The sequence below is a fragment of the uncultured Nevskia sp. genome (assembly GCF_903885465.1).
GTDB lineage: Bacteria > Pseudomonadota > Gammaproteobacteria > Nevskiales > Nevskiaceae > Nevskia.
Genome location: NZ_CAISIQ010000026.1, coordinates 1 through 18,731, shown reverse-complemented (window position 1 = coordinate 18,731; position 18,731 = coordinate 1). Strand labels below are relative to the sequence as shown.

The window sequence follows — 18,731 nt, the reverse complement described above, 5'->3', positions numbered from 1 at the left end:
TCGAAAGCCGGCCACGGCAGCTCGGGATTGGCGGCCTGACCGAACTGGAACCAGCGGCCCGTGCCGCTGTACTCGATGGCAGTGATCCGGGCGACGCCCAGCGCGTCGGCGGCGGCGGTCACCGGATCGACCGCCTTCTGCTTGCAGGCGGCGGTTGCCAGCAGAGCGGCGGCGCCGAGCAGGTACAGCGGATACGGCGTGTGGCGGGAAAACATGGGCTTCAGGTCTCGTGATCGTGGCTGCGGAAAGGTGATTCAGAGGAACTGCTCGGCACCGACCAGACCGACCTTGGTCAGTCCTTCACGCTGCACCGCCGCCATCACGCCAGCGACGACCCGGTACGGCACCTTGGCATCGGGGCGAATGTGCAACTCCGGTGCCACCGTACTGGCCGCTGCTGCCTTCAAACGGGCATCGAGCGCACCGGTATCGGCGATCGTTTCGCCGTTCCAGATGATCGCGCCAGCAGCATCGATGTCGATGCGCACCGTTTCGGGGATCACCAATGGCGCTGGCGGGTTGCCGGTCGGCAGATTCAGATTCACCGCGTGCAGCTGAATCGGGATGGTGATGATCAGCATGATCAGCAGCACCAGCATCACGTCTATCAGCGGCGTGGTGTTGATATCGGCGATCACCTCGGGTTCATCGGACGAACTGCCCGAGCCTACGTTCATGCCCATGTGTCTTGCTCCTTGTAGGGGTTGGTCGGGTCAGCCGCGCGGTGGCGGCTGCGTGATGAAGCCGAGCTTCAGGATGCCGGCACGCTGGCTGGCGACGACCACCCGGCCGACGTGCTCGTAGGCCGCGGCACCATCGCCGCGGATCTGCACCTCGGGTTGCGGCTGCAGCACGGCGACCTGCTTGAGCCGGTCGACCAGTTCCTCGTTGTTGCCGATGCGCTGCTCGTTCCAGTAGACGCCACCGTTCTTGTCGACCGACAGGTTGATGTTCTCCGGCTTGGTCACCCGCGGCTGATTGACCTCCTTCGGCAGTTCCACAGGCACCGCGCGGGTGACCACCGGAATGGTGATCAGGAAGATGATCAGCAGCACCAGCATGACGTCGACAAGCGGCGTGGTGTTGATGGCGGCGACGAGTTCGTCCTCGTCGTCTCCGGTCTTGAAGCTGGCGCCCATGGTCGCGGTCTCCTCAGGCTGCGGCAGCGGCCGCGCGCTGTTCGCGGCGACGCTGGCTTGGCACTTCGACCGGCCGGGTTGCCTGCGCGCCGAGCAGCACGGCATGCAGTTCGGAACCAAAGTTGCGGACCTGCTCGAGTGCCGACTTGTTGCGCCGGACCAGCCAGTTGTAGCCGAGCACCGCGGGCACGGCGACGGCTAGACCGATGGCGGTCATGATCAGCGCTTCGCCGACCGGGCCGGCGACCTTGTCGATCGACGCCTGCCCGGCGATGCCGATCGCAGTCAATGCGTGATAGATGCCCCAGACCGTGCCGAACAGGCCCACGAACGGCGCCGTCGAACCGACCGTCGCGAGGAAGGCCAGCCCGCCCTGCAGACGGCTCTGCACCTTGTCGATCGCCCGCTGGATCGAGACCTGGGTCCATTCGTGCAGGTTGATATGCGCATGCAGGCCGCGATGCCGTTCGGTGGCTTCGGCGCCAGCGCGAGCGATGAAGCGGTAGGCACTGCTCTGGTCCAGTGTCTCGACCGCTTCAGTGATAGCACCTGCGGACCAGAAGGTCTCGGTGGCGCGCCGCCCCTGGCGATTCAGGCGGGCCTGCTCCCAGAGCTTGGTGAACAGCACGTACCAGCTGCCGACCGACATCACCAGCAGGATCGCCAGCGTGGCCTTGGCGACGATGTCGCCACCCTTCCACAGCGCATCCAGGCCATAGGGGTTGGAGACGGATTCGGTGGCCAATGCCGTAGTCGTGGCTGGCGCTGCAGCTTGTGCCGGCGCAGCGGCCTGCTCGGTGACGACGGCCGGGCTTGCAGGATCGGCTGCGACGGCATCGGCCGCCTGCGTGGTAGCCGAAGCCAGGCCGAGAAGCAGCGCGGCAACGAAGGTGCGGGAAGTATGTGAGTAGGTCATCGTGGTCTCTCTTGTTGAATGCTCGGGGTTTGGGAATCGGCCTGGTCGTGCGTCGGCAGGATCAGCCGTAGTTGAAGGCGAACGGCACGCGGACACGAACGTCGTGGCCCTGGCCGTTGCAGCGGAACTCGGACACGGCGCGGGTCGCCGTGTTGGTGAACAAGACATTGCTGCTGCTGATGGCGGTGACGTTGCGCACAGTGCCGTCGGCACCGACGGTGAACTCGACCAGCACCTTGCCGGACAGTCCCAGGCGCTCGGCCTGTGACGGATACGGCACGCGGCTACGCACCTGATCCGAGTTCGGACAGGCCACTGCGGCGTTGACGATCGGCGCAGCCACCGGCACCGCTGGCGCTGCCGGCGGCGGCTCGGGCACCGGTTCCGAACTGGTGGTGATCGATGCCACCGGCGCCGGAGCCTCGACCACGACTTCGGCCGGCGGCACATAGGACGGCGGTGGTGGGGTGTTGGTCTGCACGCGCACCTGCTTCGGCGGCGGTGGTGGCGGAGGTGGCGGCGGCAGCGGCTTGATCTCCTCGATGATGCTGACCGTCAGCGGCGCTTTCAGGACATCGACCACCTTGTGCGCAAGCCCGGTCGCAAGCGCATAGGCAATCACCAGATGCAGGCCGACAACCGCCGTCAGGCCAGCAAGATTCTTTCGGGGCTCCGGGTATTCGATGTCGTTCAAGGTCGTCGGCTCTGTTCGTCGGGCTCTGTCGGAGGATTCATGTCTGGAGCGAATGCGTCAGGGGCATTCGATTGGTGTCCCGAATTCAGGGGCATGGCTTGTGCCAATTCACGGAATGGAGCCGATCACGAACTCAAGCGCATGACCCGAATGAGATTTTCTGTTCGCATCAATTCGTCGAATGAATTCTTCGGAACTGGAGTCCTGCTGCTGATCCAGCAGGCCGATCTGTCCACTGTTGGATTGGCAGCAATTTCTTGCGGCAGAAGCTGCAGAACAAGCTTATTCCGCTGCGATCAGCGGCAAGCGCGGGTGCGGCTCGGCCAGGCAGCACTGCGTACTCGTCAAGAAATCCAGCGTGGAACAGAGGGTGCAGGGACTTATCGAAATACCGATTGCGTCCAAGACAATGGCGGCGATTCGTGGATACTGCGGGCCGTCCAGCGTTGCCCGGCGTCGAATCCTGTCAGGACCGCAGGAATGAGGGCAGCACACCAGCCACTGGAATTGGAAGTCTTTCGTTAGACAGAAACGCAGGCCGTACAGTGCTGCGTCTGACAAGCCGATTACGGCAGCGACACCAGGGAGTACAGCATGATGAGCGAGTCTGTTTATGGTGAGCCGAAGATTCTTCAGCTCACGGGAAGCAATGCGGAGACAGTGACCATTCGCGCCAAGGCGCTGGTCTTCGTCGATCCGGTGTCGCAGGCCATCCTTCACCATCTCGAACAGATCGCACCGAGCGAAGCGCCGGTGCTGATCATCGGCGAGACCGGTACCGGCAAGGAGCTGGTCGCCCGACACATTCATGAGCGCAGCGGCCGGCGCGGGCCGTTCGTCGCGGTCAACTGCGGCGCGATCAGCGAGCAGCTGGCGGACAGCGAACTGTTCGGCCACGAGATCGGCGCGTTTACCGGCGCCAGCCGTCGTCGCGAAGGCTGGTTCGAAGCTGCCAATGGCGGCACCTTGTTTCTCGACGAGATCGGCGATCTGCCGCTGGCCTTGCAGGTGAAGCTGCTGCGCGTGCTGCAGGAACGCGAGGTGGTGCGGCTGGGTTCGCGGAAGTCGATTCCGGTCGATATCCGTCTGGTCGCCGCGACCAATGTCGATCTCGCCGATGCCGTGGCGGCCGGGCATTTCCGCCACGATCTGTTCTATCGCCTGAACATCGCCCAGGTGCGCCTGCCGCCGCTGCGCGAACGGCCGGGCGACATCCTGCCGCTGGCCGCGCATTTCCTGAACGTCTACAGCCAGCGCCTGAAAGTGCGCAAGCCGGAGTTCACCGCGGCGACTCGCCAGGCGCTGGAAAGCTACGGCTGGCCGGGCAATATCCGCGAGGTCGAGAACGTCATCCACTTCGCGCTGCTGGTGGCTGAGAAGAGCGAGATCCGGCCCGAGAACCTGAAGCTGAACAGCATCGCTTCGACCTCGATGCAGGCAACGACGGCAGCACGCCTGCCGCCGCGCGAGCAGATCGCCGCGGCGACCAAGGCGCTGCTCGCCGAACCAGGCGACAACCTGTTCAACGAGCTGGAGCGGATCATCGTTGACGAAGCCTTCCGCCATAGCCGCTACAACCAGGTGCGCGCGGCAACCACCCTGGGCATTTCCCGCAACGTGATGCGCACCCTGCTGAAGAAGCACGGCCATCTCAGCGACAAATCCGACGACGGCAGCTACGAAAACGCCGCCGCCGCTTGAGTCTTCCCCAAACTGATCGGAACCAAGAGCAGACCACCATGAATCACTCGAATCGCGCAGCCTGGTTGCTGGCACTGGCCATCGCCGTCCCCACCGCCGCCGCACTCGCCCAATCGGCTGCGGCCCCGACGGTCCTTGCTGCCGCCTCCCCGACCGCGGCACAGGCACCTGCTGCCTGGAAGTACAAGGTTCAGCATCTCAATCGCACGCAGCTGGACGCGCTGCTGGCACGGCCCGATCAGTTGCTGATTCTCGATGTGCGGCGTCCGGACGAACTGGGCAGCAAGGGCAGCTTCCCGGTCTTCCTGAACATCCAGGCGGATCAGCTGGAGCAGAGCCTGAAATTCATTCCCAAGGATCGCGCGGTGGTGACCGTCTCGAACCCCGCCGGCCGTGCCGGCGTGGCCGGCGATCTGCTGGCCGCCAAGGGCTTCAAGGTGGCCGGGGCAATCGGCATCGCTAACTACATCGAGGAAGGCGGTAGCTGGTCGCAGGCTGCGGTCGTGAAGCCGTAGCGATGAGCACGGCGTCCAGCCTCGCCCGCTTCGCCCGGTCTTCCGGTCTTGCAAGCCTGTGCGCCGCCGGTCTGCTTGGCCTCGGTGCTTGCACGAGCGATGCCGTATCGCTCGCACCGGGCGCGCCGGCTGAACTGCCGGCAGCACCTGCGCGCACCGGTGCCGACGCCTATCGGCAATTGCTCGACTACAGCGCCCTCGGTCTGCATCGCACCGGCACCGAGGGCGGCGAGCGGCTGGTCAACTGGCTGGATGGAAGGCTGCGCAGCTACGGCCTGCAGACCAATGTCGAGCCCTTCGACTTCATGCAGTTCGTGCCGCGCAAGACGGCCTTAACATTGGCCGATGGCAGCGACGTCACCGTGTTTCCGTACTGGTATTCCGGCCGCACCGGCAGCGAAGGCCTGCGGGCCGAGCTGGTCGATGTCGGCAGCGGCACGGCAGCCGCTTTCGCGGCAGCTTCGGTAGCTGGCAGGCTGGTGCTGGCCGACATCGCGCTGCTCTCGCGCGGCAACTTCAGCAACCTGGCCGAGGTGATCAAGCGCGCGCACGCGGCAGGCGCGCTCGGCGTGGTCGCGGTGATTCCGGGGCCGGCCAATCTGATCGTTGCCGCCAACGCCGAATCCGAAGCCGGACTGTGCGGCCTGCCGGTGCTGTTCGTCGGCGCCGAGGATGGCCAGCGGGTTCGCCGCCAGAGCGGAAGCCTGGTCCAGTTCACGCTCGATGCCGACTATCGCAGTGGCCATTCGGCGAACGTCATCGCCACCATTCCCGGCCGCAGTGCGGAAACCCTGGTCATCGGCACGCCGACCAATGGCTGGTTCACCACGGCCGCCGAGCGCGGCGGCGGTGTCGGCACCCTGCTGAGCCTGGCGCGCTATTACGCCGAGCGTTACGGCGCCAACGGCACCCTGCCCGACAAGACCCTGGTATTCGTGTTCACCGGCGGCCACGAGGTCGGTTTCCTCGGCCTGCAGCGCTACATCGATGCGCATCCGGCCTTGATTGCCAGCACCTATACCTACGTGCATCTGGGTGCCGCGATTGCCGGCCGCTACGACTATCCGCTGGCCGATGGCCACATCGTCTCCGCACCGATCGCCGATCCGGCGCGCACGCTGTTCGTTTCGGAAAACCCCTTGCTGCAGACGCTGGTATCGACGCGTCAGTTGTCGAGCGGCCTGATCCCGGCGCAGAGCGTGCTGCCGTCGATCCTCAACCCCGGCGAGCAGCGCCGCATGTATGCGCGCGGCGTGCCGATCGTTTCGATCTCCGGCACCACGCTGTATTTCCACACCGAAGGCGATACGCCGGACACCACGTCCGCTGCGCTGCTCGAACCGGCCGTGCAGTTCTACGGCTCGGTGATCGACGATCTGCTCACCGCCGATCCTGCCGAAATCCGGGCCGCCAACACCATCGCGGCACGCTATGCCAAGCCGATACCGGCGCCGGTCTGTGCGGCTCCTGGTAGTTAGCGTGCCCCAGAAACCCGACATAAAGTCCGTCATGCCCGCGCAGGCGGGCATCCAGTTTGGGACTTAGCGCATCGCATCAGAACTGGATTCCCGCCTACGCGGGAATGACGAGGGTTTGCAAAGATTTGAAGGAAAGTGTTTTTGCCTTGCCTGCAAAGGCGAGTCTTACTTCTTCACCGAGTAGAACATCTTCTCCCAGCGCTTCTGCTTGCGCCCCGCTTCGCGCAGGAACGGCGCCAGCGGACCCAGGCCGATCAGCAGCCGGTTGAGCCAATGCCAGGGCTGACGCAGCGGCCGTGCGAAATCGATGAACAGCACGACGCGCCAGCCATCGGTGTCGTTCCAGACTTCGTGATTGAAGGTGTCATCGAAGATCAGGGCCTTGCCTTCCTGCCAGGTGCAGATGCGTTCGCCGATGCGGATGCGGCATTGCTCGCGCGGCTCCGGCACCACCAGGCCAAGATGCAGGCGCAGCACGCCGTTGTAGGCCCCGCGATGCGCCGGGATGTGCTTGCCCGGCGCCAGGATGCTGAAGAAAGCGGTGACGATGCCCGGCACTTCCTGCAGCAGCTTCATCGTGTCGGGGCAGCGCGCGGCATTGCCGCTGCAGTCCATGCCGGCGCCGATCAGGAAGAAGGTTTTCCAGCGATCGTCGGTGGTGATGGTCGACACTTCGCTGATGATTTCGTGAAAGCTCGGCATGCGATCACGTTGCACCATGACCTGATCGAGTTCCGATCGAACGCCGCCCCACCCGCCTTCCAGGGCGCTGGCCCAGGGGAAATCTCGGGTTTCGTACACCCCGAGATCCGGCAGGCGCGAAGCGCGCGCCACGCCGATTTCGAGGCTGTTGACCAGCCCGCGCAGGAAGCGGCCCATCAGGGTCGCCGGCGGTGGCTGGGTGTAAGGGCGCACGAGTAGCTCGGGCGCAGGACGAGGTCTTGACGTCGCTTCTTGCGCGTCGATCTGTCGCTCAGGTTGACTGGACATTGCCTGGCAGATTTTTCCTGGTGTTGTTCTGAAATTCGAACGAGAACAGCGATCAAAGCGTTCGCGGCAGGCACTCGAACAGCCGCGACCAGCCCCGAACGGTCGCGATTAATATCATCTGGCGTGCCCGTTGTCCTCGCTCCCGCAAGCCCGATGCCGCGTCACCACGGGCACGCAAGGTGCTGTCCCGGTTCTCAGCTATCAACCCTGGAACCGCCATGACCGACACCATCGCCGACCGCAATCCACGAAGCATTCCCGGCAACATCACCAGCCCTGGTGCCCTCGCCGCCATCATCACCGGCAACTTCGAACACCAGCTGGATGCCCAGGAAGGGCTGGCCGATCTGTTCGAAGCCGGCTTCGCGAAGGATCAGCTGGCGATGTTCCAGGTCGGCGCCGCCGCTGAAACCGATAGCGCGCAGGATCGGCCGCCGATACCGGCCGCCAGTCACGACTCCGCAGGCCTTGGCAGCAGCGGCGTCCTGGTCGGTGCCATCGGCGCCGCAGCCGTAGTGGCCGCGGCGCCGGCACTGGGACCCGCGGCGGGCGCGATCGCCGGCGCAGGGGCCAGTTTCGGCGCGTTCGTCGATGCGGTAGCTGGCGCTGACCATGACGATGCCGAGCCGGAACAGCCACGCGAAGCTGCGCCCCCGCATCCATCGCCTCGCAGAAGCGGCACGCTGATCGCGGTCTCGGCACCGACGATGGAGCAGCAGCGCCGAGCCGTCGAGATCCTTCGTGCCCACGGTGGAGTGGAGATCGAATGCACCGAGGGCTCGATCGTCGATGGCCGATGGATCGATTTCGATCCGAAGGTGCCGCCGCTGTTGGTGGAGTAAAGCTTTCCCGGCCGATCGACCGGCGTGTCAGTTCGTCAGCGCGGACGGCAGGCCGATCGAGAACATGCTCAGCCGACGTGGTCTATCGGCTGATGGTCGTCTGATTAACCAGATCGCTTCGGCCAGATCACCCCGACACTGCCCATGCCCTTGGTGATGTCCAGTTCTGGATGGGCACGGACCACATCCCGGTAGGAAGGACTGCCGACGACCATGGGCTTGAACTTCTCGAACGTCGCATTGATCTCGACGCGAAGATCCTCAGGCAAGGCAAACTCTTCGTAGCACTGTTCGAGGCAATCGAACATCGCTTTCCAGTGTTCCTCGTTGAGGCCCATGCCACGGTGTGCGGTGACCATGTCCCTGCCCCGGTACATGACATTGCCGCCCCACTGCGCGGACAGGAAGTCCACGAAATTGATGTGCTCCTTGAAGAAAGTGGATTCGGACATGTGATCCCAGATATGCCCGATCACCGGATGCTCCATCGCTTTCCTGAGCGCGGCAGCTGCGAACTGGTAAATGGCGTCATAGCCGCCGAGTCGCGTGTAGAGAGACGCTTGCTGTTCCATGGAAACTTGCTCGCGAGCTGAGGAAGGATGCGAGTGAGCGTATCGATTGGCTTGGGCGGTGGATTGCCTGAGCAGGCCCAGTCGCTTGACTGGAGCGGCCCCCCGTTCGGGGCTTGTGTGGAATAAGCCGAAGATGGTCGCGGTAGCGATGTTGTCAGCCCTCGGTATCCACCGTCACAGAAGCCGAGGCATCTCGACGCAGGGCTCGCGGCGTCTGTCCGAGCACGCGACGAAAGCCGTGCCGCATGCGATCGGCGTCTGCGAATCCTACTGAGCGCGCGATCGCGTCCAGGGATTCGCGACCCTCTTCGACTCTCGGCTTGGCTGCTTCAACTCGTAGCCGCTCGACCACCTTGGCTGGCGTGCTGCCTGTGGCGCGCGTGAAGGCTCGGCCGAATTGCCGCACGCTCAGGTTGGCGATCTCGGCCAGCTTTTCGACAGTCAGCGGCTGATCGAGATGGTCGCGCACGAAGGACAGCACGCGGCGTATGCGATCCGAATCGGGATCGAGTTGCAGCGAGGATGAATACTGCAGCTGGCCGCCGGCACGACGGTGCGAGACCACCAGATGCCGCGCAACGGACGCGGTCACCTCCCTGCCCAGATCCTCTTCGATCAAGGCCAGCGCCAGGTCGATACCGGCGCTGATGCCGGCAGAAGTCCAGACGGCACCGTCGCGGATGAAGATGCGATCGCCGTCGACTCTCACCCGCGGATAGCGCGCCTGCAGATCCGCTGCGTATCGCCAGTGCGTCGTCGCGCGTCGTCCGTCGAGCAGGCCGGCGGCGGCGAGGATGAACGCGCCAACGCAGACGCTGGCCACGCGCCGCACCTGGCCTGAGGCCTCGCGAACCACGGCGACCTGCTCGGCAGGGATGTCGTAGAGCGCCGCGCGTTGGCCACCGATCACGAACAAGGTGTTGAGGCCTTCGAGCGTCGCCGGTTCGCTGTCGAGCAATACCCCTTCGCAGCTTCTGATCAGTCCGCCGGCATTGGACAGCACGCGCAGGCGGTAGCGCTCGCCGTCGATGACGTTGGCGAGATAGAACGGCTCCAGCGCGCCGCTCAGGTCGAGCAGGACGAAATCGGCGGTGAGGAAGAAGCCGATGGTGAGCGGCGAACGGGGCGTCATGGGCGAACGATGCTGGGGCCTGGGTTCGAGCTTAGCGGCGACGATTACGGACGTCTCACCGGTGGCCGGAATCACCGGATATTCGTCCTTGTGCCGGTCTGTCGCGACAGGAAAGCTACAGGCCCTGCCATTGGAGAGCCTCATGAAAATCGCCTGCGTCCTTCACCCGGGATTCACCTCGCTGGACATGATTGCACCGATCACCGTCTGGCAGTTCGTGCCCGGGGTGCAGTTCGAGTTCATTGCCGCGCAGAAGGGCCCGATAGTCACGGATACCGGACTGGAGTTCATCGCCACCCACCGTTACCAGGACGCATCACCAGCGCCGGACGTGCTGTTCGTCCCCGGTGGCGGCAAGCCGACCTTCGATGCAATGGAGGATCCGGTGCTGGTGGACGCCATTGCCCGGCTTGGCGCACAAGCCCAATGGGTGACCAGCGTCTGCACCGGTTCGCTGCTGGTTGGCGCGGCTGGTTTGCTCAAGGGCTACCGGTCGAGCTGCCACTGGTATCCGCGAGAGTGGCTGAGCAAATACGGCGCGATCCCGGACGATGCGCGCGTGGTCATCGACCGTAATCGGGCCAGCGGCGGTGGCGTGACAGCGGGCATGGACTTCGCACTGCGCCTGGCCGCTGAATGGGGCGGCGAATCTGCCGGGCGCTTGATCGAACTGATCGTCGAATACGCGCCGCAGCCGCCGTTTGGCACCGGACGCCCGGAACTGGCTGACGAAGCGACTCTGGTGACGGCGCGGCAGATCAGCTCGACGATGATGTCGGAGGCGGTGGTGGATCGTGCCGCGGCGCGGCTGAACGATCGGCGTCTGGCCGAAGCCTGACGCGAGCTTCAGCCCGGCAGGCGCTTCGGCGGCCGCAATCCGGGCCCGATGATCGGCGAGATCTCGCGCACGTCGAGCGGCTCCCGGCATTCGGAGCACACGGTGACTGGCTGAAATTTGTGGCCGCACTTCTGGTGGACGAATTCCAGCGGCGCGCCCGCTTCGCCGGCTAGCCACTTGTCGCCCCAAGCCACCAGCGCGAGTTGTACCGAATACCAGTCGCGGCCCATCTCGGTGAGCCGGTATTCATAGCGCGGCGGCCGCTCCTGATAGGCGACCTTGCTCATCACGCCGAGCTTGACCAGCTTGGCCAGCCGGCCGGCCAGCAGATGCCGGGTGATGCCGAGCTCAGCCTGGAAATCGTCGAAGCGGCGCGTGCGTAGAAAGGCATTGCGCAGGATCAGGATGGTCCAGCGATCGCCGACGATGGCCAGGCTGCGCGCCACCGAACAGGCAGTGCCGTCCAGTTCCCGCCATTTCATTTCCCTGCCCCGATCAAGTGATTGCCCATCGGAGGCAGTCTAGCTTGACAAGGTTCTATTTTGGAACTTACGCTGACTACGCCATCAATCAATGGCAAAGTATGTTTATTCAGTGGCAGCGTCAATTCCTGAACGGAGCAAGCACCGCATGACTCAATCCGCCCTCGCCGCCGACGCGGCGCTGCCCGACGAAGGCCGTAAAGCTGACGCGCTGCAACCGGCCCGTTATGTGGACTCCGATGGCGTGCAGCTCGCGGTCTACACCTGGGGCCGGCAGCCGACCGCACGGCAACCGCGTCCCACCTTGCTGCTGGTGCACGGCTATCCCGACAGCGCCGAGGTGTGGACTGCCGTGGCGGAGCGGCTTGCGAAGCGTTACTTCGTGGTCGCCTATGACGTGCGGGGCGTCGGCCGCTCGTCCGCACCGCGCGGCACCGAGGCTTACGCCTTGAAGCACCTGGTCAATGATCTCGCCGCCGTTGCCGGTGCCGTCAGCCCGCAGGCGCCGTTGCATCTGGTCGGTCACGACTGGGGTGCCTTGCAGGGCTGGGAGGCGCTGTTGTCCGAGCAACTCGCTGGCCGTATTGCGTCCTACAGCACGGCGGCGCCCTCGCTGGATCATGCCGGCCTCTGGTTTCAGCGCCGCCTGAGCAAGCCGACACCGCGGAATCTCCTCGAATGCGCCAGCCAGATACTGGGCTCGGCTTACATCATGGTGTTCCAGTTGCCGCTGCTTCCAGAGCTTGCCTGGAAGCTGCTGGTGGGCCGCAACTGGCCACGCCTGCTGGCCCGGATCGACGGCATACAGACCGACGCGCGGCCGACGCAGACGGCCGACGGCCAACGCGGCCTCGGCTTGTATCGCGCCAATGTGCTGCCGCGCCTGCGGCATCCGCAGCCGCGCCGTACCGAGGTGCCGGTGCAGTTGCTGGTGATGCAGCGTGATCCCTTCGTGCCGGCGCGGCTGTTCGAGTGCGTCGCGGACTGGACGCCGAATCTGCGTCGCACCGTGATCGACGCCGGCCACTGGGCACCGCTATCGCATCCGCAGGCGTTCGCCGAAGCGGTCTCCGCGTTCGTGACATCTGTCGAGGAAGCCTGAGCCATGTCCAGCACCGCACGCTCCGCCATCGTCTCGCGCAAGGTGAAGTTCGACTGGGACAACGCCCCGCTGCACTGGCTGCGCGACGATCCTTTCACCAGCCATGCGATCAACGAGTTCAGCTATCTGCTGGTCGAGGGCGAGCGTTTCTTCTGTCGCCTGTTCCGCGAAGCCCTGCCGTTGGTGACGGACCCGCAGTTGCGCGCCGACGTGCAGGAATTCATCAAGCAGGAGGCCGTGCACAGCCGCGCGCATCACGATGCCATCAATGGTTATCTCAAGCGCATCGGCGTCAGCGGCGGCGCGTTCGAGCGCACCAACGTGCTCCTGTTCACGCGCGTGCTCGATTCACAGCCCTTCGGCCGCAAGCTGCCGAAACGGCTGCAACGCCAGTGGCTGGTGTCGCGCATCGGCATGGTCGCGGCGATCGAGCATTTCACCGCGGCGCTCGGCACCTTCGTGATCGAAGCGAAGACCTGGGAGGAAAGCGGCGTCGATCCCGTGGTCGCCGATCTGTTCCGCTGGCACGGTGCCGAGGAGATCGAACATCGCTCCGTGGCCTTTGACCTGTATCAACATCTCGGCGGCCGCTGGCCGATGCGCGCGCTGATCATGGGCTTGATCATGCCGCTGCTGGTGCAGCGCATCACCGTCGGCACCGCGCGTCTGATGGAGCAGGACCCCAGCTTCGCTCCTGCCGATGCCAAGCCGCTCGGCCTGCGTTTCTGGCGCACCTGGCAGCGCAGTGCCGATCGCGGCAATGTGCCTTCAGTCAGCTGGTTTGCCGGCCAGGCGCTGCGCTTCCTCAAGCCCGGTTACCACCCGGTGCACGAGGCTTCCACCGAGCAGGCGCTGCGCTACATCGCAAGCTCGCCGGGCGTGCTGGCCGCGGCGTGAATCGAAGCTGCGCGCTCGCGGCAAATTCTGCTGAGCGCGCAGCTTCCTGAAGTCTGGTCAGCCGATGAGCAAGTGGGCATAGTCCCGGCTCCGCTGAGCCAGGATCCGAGGAACATGAACACAGCTTTCGAGCCCGTCGTACCGGTCGAGCAGATCAGTCCCGAATGGTTGACCGCGGTGCTGGTCGCAAACGGGCGATTGAACGAGACGGCGAAGGTCGTCGACGTACAGCGGGCAACCTGCGGCACCGGCCAGCTGGGTGACTCCTATCGGTTCACGCTGAGCTACGACGCCCCCGGAGCAGGCCCGGCCACGCTGGTCGGCAAGTTCGCGTCCAAGGATCCCACCAGCCGTGAGTTCGGCAGCCGCTCCGGCTACTACCGCAGCGAGATCGGTTTCTACACCGAGCTGGCGCCGCAGCTGTCGATGTCGATTCCCACTGCCGTCCACGCGGCACTTGCGGACAACGTCACCGATTTCGTGCTGCTGATGGAGGATCTGGCGCCGGCGCGGCAGGTCGATCAGTTGCTCGGCTGCAGTGCCGATGAGTCGGCACGCGTGCTCGAACAGGCAGCCGCGCTGCATGCCGCCACCTGGCACGACAGCCGGCTGGCGACGTTGGACTGGCTGAAGGGGCCGATCGGCATCTTCACGCACGCCACCGACAACTTCGCCCAGATCGTCAAGACTTTCCCCGAACTCTGCGGCGATCTGGTGCCCGAAACCGATCTGCGCGAAGCCGCGCAACTGATCGACCACGCCGATACCTGGAAGCGCGTGTTCAGCGATCCGCAGTGCCTGTGGCACAGCGATCTGCGCGCCGATAACGTGCTGTTCGACGCCAAGGGCGGCAGCAGCCCGGTAGTGGTGCTCGACTGGCAAGGCCTGGGCTTCGGCCGCGGCACCATCGATGTCGCCTACTGGCTGGGCACCAGCATGACCACGGAGCTACGTCGCGCCCATGAACGCGATCTGGTGGCTCTCTACCACAAGGCCTTGGTCGCCAACGGCGTCAGCGGTTACGACGCGGCGCAGTGCTGGGACGATTACCGGGTCCACGCCATCCACGGCCTGCAGATCGGCGTCTTCGGCCTGGGCGCAGTCAAGCGCACGCCGCGTGGCGATCAGATGTGGAAGCTGTGGATCGAGCGGACTGCGGCTCAAGTACGCGACCTGAACAGCTTCGAGGCGCTGGCCCGGCTCTGAGTTCAACGCCGTCGACCTAGCCTGCCGTCAATTCCCGTGAGGGCGGGAATGAGGGGAATGGGTAAGCGCTTTGCTAGCCCTCGATCTCCCGGATCTGTTTGAGTGCGGCCTTCAATCGCAGCATCGAGAACAGGCTGATCATGCAGGTCAAACCTGCCTGCGCCCACTCGGCTTTTTTCTCCCGCGAAAAGCCCGTCACCCGCTCAAGGAATGCCGTGATCTCGGCTCGGGCGAGGTCGTCGGCGCGCTCCACGTAAATCGTCGACAGGCTGGCATCAAAACCCAGCGCTTCAGTGAAGCCGGCTGCACGCATGTCGCCCCAAACCCCGACGATCTGAGCATCCAGACGGCTGAGATATTGCGCCCCTTGACGGGTGACAAGATGGATGGCGCCGCTCTCGTGCATCGCTTTGGCGTCCACCTCCGCCTGCGGATTTCGCTCGGTGACGGACGACAGGAGCACCAAGGTCTGGTCCGCACCCAAACGCGCAGCGACCAGTTCATCGAGTTGCCATAGCGTTGTGGCACCGCCGGGGACTGGGGCCGAATGGCCATTCAAGGCCTGCTTGATCTCGTCAATCGACAGGCGCTGTTCCGATAGAAGCCGGCGGATGGTCAGAATGCCGCGGACATGCTCTTCGCCGTACTCGGCCACATTAGGTTTGGTCAGCGTGGCCGGAGGAAGCAGACCCTTGCGAAAGTAAACGCGGATTGCTTCACGGCGGGCGCCCGTACGTTGTTCCAGCTCGCGCATCTTCATAGCTCAACGATTTCCTAGGGTTACCCGGCCATGGGTGACTTCCTGACTCGGCCGCCAATCTAACAGTTGACGAGTTTTGCTATTGCGAGTAACGTCAATACGCGTTTTTGTAATACTCAAAATAATAATGCTGCAGGCTAAAGGAAATGGCCACAGCAATCGAGGAGAGGTCGTGCACAAACCTTCGAATGGACGAGCCGAAAACCGCAGCTCTGGCGCCTTGGACCCAGCGGTCAGGCTTCGGAACGCGTCGCCGCTATCGAAAGCAGTTTCCCGTGAGGCTCGATGCGTCGCTGAGTTCTGGCGGGATGCTCTCGACATCCCCGAAGACTTCGTTTTCGCGTTTCAAAAGTCCCTGTATTCCGATCCGCTGATCGAATAAGGTCGTTATCTCAAACAAAGCTGAATACGCCCAATCCGTGGCGCAACCTGGTCGACCGGAGCAACTCATCGTGGCAACCAATATCAAGCATGCATTTCTGGTCCTGATCAGTTTTGGATCGTTGTTGATCGTCTGGCCGTTCGCTTTCGACTGGATGAAGAACGGCGGCAACATCCTCAATCCTTTGTCCTTCTTCACGGACGTCTACAAGCTCGGCGGCGCAGCGGCTTTTCTCACCGTTGATATCGCGGTTGCCTGGACGGCGTTCCTGGTCTGGGTGGTTCCGGATGCCAAGCGCATCGGTCTCGGCGCCAAGATGGGCTGGCTCTTCTTCGCCCTTTCCTACCTCGGTACCTGCTTCGCACTGCCGTTGTATCTGGTCGTTCGCGAACGGCATCTGGATCGTCAGGCGAAGCTGAATCCATCGTCGGCCTTGATCGGCTGACATCTGCGACACCAAGCTGGAGGAAACCTCATGAAAGTCAGAGAACTTGATATTGACTTCACCAAAGCCAAGATCTATTGGGCTCCGGAAGATCCCGAGTTTTCTCAGTTCTGGAATGGCTCGTCGACGTTTCTTCCCTATCTGGAACCGTTTCTGAACAAGGCAGTGCGGGAAGGTTCGAACCGGCTGCCCGACGATCAGGCCGCGCTCAAGGAAGACTGCCGGATCTTCATCGCTCAAGAGGGACGGCACTACCGCAATCACGCCAAGTTCAACCAGCTCCTGAGAGACTCCGGCTATCCCGGCCTTGCCGCTCGCGAAGCGAAGATGAAGGCGGATTACGATCGCTTCTGGAATGAAAAAGGCCTGAAGTACTCCTTGGGCTATGCGGAAGGATTCGAAACATTGGGACCGGTGATTGCCTGCTTCTTCCTCGAAGGCGCGCGTGAGTTGCACAAGCCTTCAGTCGATGATCCAACGGCCGATCTCTGGCGCTGGCATCTGGCCGAAGAATACGAGCATCGGCACGTCTGCAATTACCTGTTTCACAAGATCTATCCCAACGCGTACTGGTATCGCCTTTACGGGATTTGCTACGCCGGTCGGCACATGTTGACCTACATGATCTCCACGGCTTTCTACCTGCTGAATGAAGACTACAAGTCAGGGAAGATCAAGCGGCCATGGCTCAGCCGACTGCGCACCATCGGGATGCTGGGGCGGCTGTTCGCTTACGTACTTCCGCGACTCGTGAAGTGCCTGGGCCCCCGCTACGATCCGATCAATCTTCCGGCTCCGGCGCGCTGCATGGAGGTGCTTGCAGAGGCCGAGGCGAAGTGGACGAGAGTCGCCAAACCATCGGTCAGCGCTGCAGCGGTTTAATCATCACCAACCCGAGACCTCACGCTCATGTTTGCTTACGAAACCGAGTATCTGTTCAGTTACCGCGCCAGCATCGCGCCTCCCGAAGTGATCGGACCCGCGCCGGGCGATATCCGGTTCAATTTCGCGCTCACCGGCGGCGAGATCTCCGGGCCGAAGCTGCAAGGCAAGGTGCGCGGTGGCGGTGCTGACTTCGCCACCTTGCGGTCCGATGGCGTGGTGCTGGTCGATGTTCGCGGCACGCTGGAAAGTCATGACGGTGCGCTGATCGACATCACTTATCAGGGCATGCTCGACCTGGGCCCCGATGGTTACGCCAACTTCCTGGCCGGCCAGATGCCAGCAGAGCTCAAGGTCCGTACCGCACCGCGATTCCGCACGGCGCATCCGGCCTACCAGTGGCTCAATCGCATTCAGTGCTACTCCATCGGCGAAGCGGATCTGGCGAAGCTGGAGATCGGCTACGACGTCTACGCCTTGCGCTGAAACCAGAGGCTGGAAGCGTCAAGTGAATGCATACACTTGACGCTGATTCATTGATTGCGTGGACAAGCTGACGGCCGTAAATCCGTAAACATCGTTGGTCTATCCAACGGTGTACCGAACGGTCGTCAGCTCACACGCGATGACCGCCTCATCAGGCGGGATCAAAGCCACCCAGCCCACACCAGTCTGTAACCGCTCGATACCTCGCAGCGGCCTCAGCCGTACAGCTTCACGTAGTCGCGCGCGAAGTTGTAATAGTCGCGGTTCCAGCAGAACTCGCACCAGCCGGTGCCGGTCTGGCCGTCGATCTCCACGGTCACCGCGGCTTCGTTGAGATAGACCATCGGATCGAACTCGAGCTGGATGTTGGCGAAAGCCTTGCAGTCGACCCGCACCTTGCGGCCATCGGTATCGGTGACCGTGGCCTGGAAGGTTTTCTGCATCATCTGATCGTCGTAGGTGAAGTCGTAGGTGACTTCAGTGAGATGGCGCATCACGCCGTCCTGATGCAGGAAGCCGCGGACCTGGCGGCGACCGAAGGACAGCATTTCGAAGAAGTGGATCGAGCAGCGCTCGGTCGTCGCGTGAAACCATTTGTAGTGCTGGTTCAGGCCCCAGATGCGCGGCCCCCAGGAGTGATCGCGAACCAGGTAGCCGTCGCCATTCATCTTGCGGCCGTCCACTTCGAGCGTCGCCTTCAGACGGCCATGCTGCTCGGTGCGGTCATCGCCGTAATACGGCGGGTTGCCGTCCGGATGGGAGCTGAAGGCATACGGCGGATGCAGCGCCTCGAAGTGGCCATCGAACTTGATGCGCTCGCCATTCCAGGCGAGATCGACCCGCTTGTGCGGCTCGATCACTGCCATCCGCAGCGGGCCTGAAACCCAGTTGTCGAAGTTCAGGCTGGCCGCCACTTCCTCGTCGATCTGCTCGTGGATCGGCTCCTTCAGACCCGGCCCGAACAAGGTCGCCCTGCCCTTGGCATGACCATCGGCGAGCACGGTGGGATAGATGAAGCCGGCGATGCCGTGCTCGGGGAACATCAGCATGTGCGCCAGCGATTCCCGGCCGCCCGGCTTCATCGGGTGGCGGAAGGCATGCTCTTTCGGGAAGTCGGCGAAGGATTGGGTGATGACCGGCATATGGATTCTCCTCGGGGTCTTCGGCTCTTGAACGAGCCTTCTGGTAATCGAGCCAGGGCCGTTGATGGCCACCGGCAATACTCGTGGATTTTGTCAGGCTGACGCTGCGTTGCGCTGTCACCGAAGTGAC

The 18,731-nt window shown here is 63.5% G+C and carries 21 protein-coding genes and 1 pseudogene; 11 read left to right on the top strand and 11 right to left on the bottom strand.

Going from position 1 to position 18,731, the window contains the following annotated elements:
* The 5 genes and pseudogenes from QZY06_RS00980 to QZY06_RS00960 form a co-directional block, all read right to left on the bottom strand.
* Positions 1–215: pseudogene (locus QZY06_RS00980) on the bottom strand (MBL fold metallo-hydrolase); the annotation flags it as partial.
* Between the two features lie 39 nt (positions 216–254).
* Positions 255–683, bottom strand: coding sequence for a biopolymer transporter ExbD (locus tag QZY06_RS00975; protein ID WP_295679029.1), 429 nt, complete (start codon positions 681–683; stop codon positions 255–257).
* A 30-nt stretch (positions 684–713) separates the two neighbouring features.
* Entirely contained in the window at positions 714–1,139 is a 426-nt protein-coding gene (locus QZY06_RS00970; protein ID WP_295679025.1) for a biopolymer transporter ExbD, read from the bottom strand.
* 13 nt (positions 1,140–1,152) lie between these two features.
* On the bottom strand, positions 1,153–2,055 hold the full coding sequence (locus QZY06_RS00965; RefSeq protein ID WP_295679023.1) for a MotA/TolQ/ExbB proton channel family protein: 903 nt from the start codon (positions 2,053–2,055) through the stop codon (positions 1,153–1,155).
* A gap of 61 nt (positions 2,056–2,116) precedes the next feature.
* On the bottom strand, positions 2,117–2,749 hold the full coding sequence (locus tag QZY06_RS00960; RefSeq protein ID WP_295679020.1) for an energy transducer TonB: 633 nt from the start codon (positions 2,747–2,749) through the stop codon (positions 2,117–2,119).
* Between the two features lie 597 nt (positions 2,750–3,346).
* On the opposite strand from QZY06_RS00960, the gene QZY06_RS00955 reads away from it, so the two are divergent.
* From QZY06_RS00955 to QZY06_RS00945, 3 genes are read left to right on the top strand one after another with little or no spacing between them, the layout of a single operon-like run.
* Positions 3,347–4,450 (top strand): sigma-54-dependent Fis family transcriptional regulator, encoded by a 1,104-nt coding sequence (locus QZY06_RS00955; RefSeq protein ID WP_295679017.1) that lies wholly within the window; start codon positions 3,347–3,349, stop codon positions 4,448–4,450.
* Positions 4,451–4,488: 38 nt separating this feature from the next.
* On the top strand, positions 4,489–4,965 hold the full coding sequence (locus tag QZY06_RS00950; protein ID WP_295679014.1) for a rhodanese-like domain-containing protein: 477 nt from the start codon (positions 4,489–4,491) through the stop codon (positions 4,963–4,965).
* Between the two features lie 2 nt (positions 4,966–4,967).
* The gene (locus QZY06_RS00945) at positions 4,968–6,443 is read left to right on the top strand and encodes a M28 family peptidase (protein WP_295679012.1); all 1,476 of its coding nucleotides are present in this window, start codon (positions 4,968–4,970) and stop codon (positions 6,441–6,443) included.
* A gap of 165 nt (positions 6,444–6,608) precedes the next feature.
* Here QZY06_RS00945 and QZY06_RS00940 read toward each other — a convergent pair whose 3' ends face one another.
* Positions 6,609–7,358 (bottom strand): aspartyl/asparaginyl beta-hydroxylase domain-containing protein, encoded by a 750-nt coding sequence (locus QZY06_RS00940; RefSeq protein WP_295679009.1) that lies wholly within the window; start codon positions 7,356–7,358, stop codon positions 6,609–6,611.
* A gap of 293 nt (positions 7,359–7,651) precedes the next feature.
* Here QZY06_RS00940 and QZY06_RS00935 point away from each other — a divergent pair, with 293 nt between their 5' ends.
* Complete coding sequence (locus tag QZY06_RS00935) at positions 7,652–8,275, top strand: hypothetical protein (protein WP_295679006.1); 624 nt, start codon at positions 7,652–7,654, stop codon at positions 8,273–8,275.
* 104 nt (positions 8,276–8,379) lie between these two features.
* Here QZY06_RS00935 and QZY06_RS00930 read toward each other — a convergent pair whose 3' ends face one another.
* Positions 8,380–8,847, bottom strand: coding sequence for a group 1 truncated hemoglobin (locus QZY06_RS00930; RefSeq protein WP_295679003.1), 468 nt, complete (start codon positions 8,845–8,847; stop codon positions 8,380–8,382).
* A 154-nt stretch (positions 8,848–9,001) separates the two neighbouring features.
* Positions 9,002–9,979, bottom strand: a complete 978-nt coding sequence (locus tag QZY06_RS00925) for a GlxA family transcriptional regulator (RefSeq protein WP_295679002.1) — start codon at positions 9,977–9,979, stop codon at positions 9,002–9,004.
* Here QZY06_RS00925 and QZY06_RS00920 point away from each other — a divergent pair.
* Positions 9,954–10,817 (top strand): DJ-1/PfpI family protein, encoded by an 864-nt coding sequence (locus QZY06_RS00920; RefSeq protein WP_295679001.1) that lies wholly within the window; start codon positions 9,954–9,956, stop codon positions 10,815–10,817. The two genes, QZY06_RS00925 and QZY06_RS00920, sit on opposite strands and share 26 nt — an antisense overlap.
* Positions 10,818–10,825: 8 nt before the next feature.
* Here the strand turns inward: QZY06_RS00920 and QZY06_RS00915 are convergent, their stop codons facing one another.
* A complete protein-coding gene (locus QZY06_RS00915; protein ID WP_295678998.1) occupies positions 10,826–11,299 on the bottom strand; it encodes a helix-turn-helix domain-containing protein in 474 nt (157 codons plus the stop codon).
* Positions 11,300–11,447: 148 nt separating this feature from the next.
* On the opposite strand from QZY06_RS00915, the gene QZY06_RS00910 reads away from it, so the two are divergent.
* The 3 genes from QZY06_RS00910 (at position 11,448) to QZY06_RS00900 (ending at position 14,504) form a co-directional block, all read left to right on the top strand.
* Positions 11,448–12,401: an alpha/beta fold hydrolase gene (locus QZY06_RS00910; protein ID WP_295678995.1), complete on the top strand. Its 954-nt coding sequence runs from the start codon at positions 11,448–11,450 to the stop codon at positions 12,399–12,401.
* 3 nt (positions 12,402–12,404) lie between these two features.
* Positions 12,405–13,298: a metal-dependent hydrolase gene (locus tag QZY06_RS00905; RefSeq protein WP_295678994.1), complete on the top strand. Its 894-nt coding sequence runs from the start codon at positions 12,405–12,407 to the stop codon at positions 13,296–13,298.
* Between the two features lie 114 nt (positions 13,299–13,412).
* The gene (locus QZY06_RS00900) at positions 13,413–14,504 is read left to right on the top strand and encodes a phosphotransferase (RefSeq protein WP_295678991.1); all 1,092 of its coding nucleotides are present in this window, start codon (positions 13,413–13,415) and stop codon (positions 14,502–14,504) included.
* A 73-nt stretch (positions 14,505–14,577) separates the two neighbouring features.
* Here the strand turns inward: QZY06_RS00900 and QZY06_RS00895 are convergent, their stop codons facing one another.
* Positions 14,578–15,258: a MerR family transcriptional regulator gene (locus QZY06_RS00895; RefSeq protein ID WP_295678989.1), complete on the bottom strand. Its 681-nt coding sequence runs from the start codon at positions 15,256–15,258 to the stop codon at positions 14,578–14,580.
* Positions 15,259–15,716: 458 nt separating this feature from the next.
* On the opposite strand from QZY06_RS00895, the gene QZY06_RS00890 reads away from it, so the two are divergent.
* The 3 genes from QZY06_RS00890 to QZY06_RS00880 are packed head-to-tail and all read left to right on the top strand — an operon-like array spanning position 15,717 to position 17,459.
* Positions 15,717–16,091 (top strand): DUF2834 domain-containing protein, encoded by a 375-nt coding sequence (locus tag QZY06_RS00890; protein WP_295678986.1) that lies wholly within the window; start codon positions 15,717–15,719, stop codon positions 16,089–16,091.
* A 30-nt stretch (positions 16,092–16,121) separates the two neighbouring features.
* Positions 16,122–16,973 carry a metal-dependent hydrolase gene (locus QZY06_RS00885; RefSeq protein ID WP_295678983.1) on the top strand — a complete coding sequence of 284 codons (852 nt, stop codon included), beginning with the start codon at positions 16,122–16,124 and terminating at the stop codon, positions 16,971–16,973.
* 27 nt (positions 16,974–17,000) lie between these two features.
* Positions 17,001–17,459, top strand: a complete 459-nt coding sequence (locus tag QZY06_RS00880; RefSeq protein WP_295678980.1) for a DUF3237 domain-containing protein — start codon at positions 17,001–17,003, stop codon at positions 17,457–17,459.
* Positions 17,460–17,674: 215 nt separating this feature from the next.
* Here the strand turns inward: QZY06_RS00880 and QZY06_RS00875 are convergent, their stop codons facing one another.
* On the bottom strand, positions 17,675–18,601 hold the full coding sequence (locus QZY06_RS00875; protein WP_295678977.1) for a hypothetical protein: 927 nt from the start codon (positions 18,599–18,601) through the stop codon (positions 17,675–17,677).
* Positions 18,602–18,731: the final 130 nt, after the last annotated feature.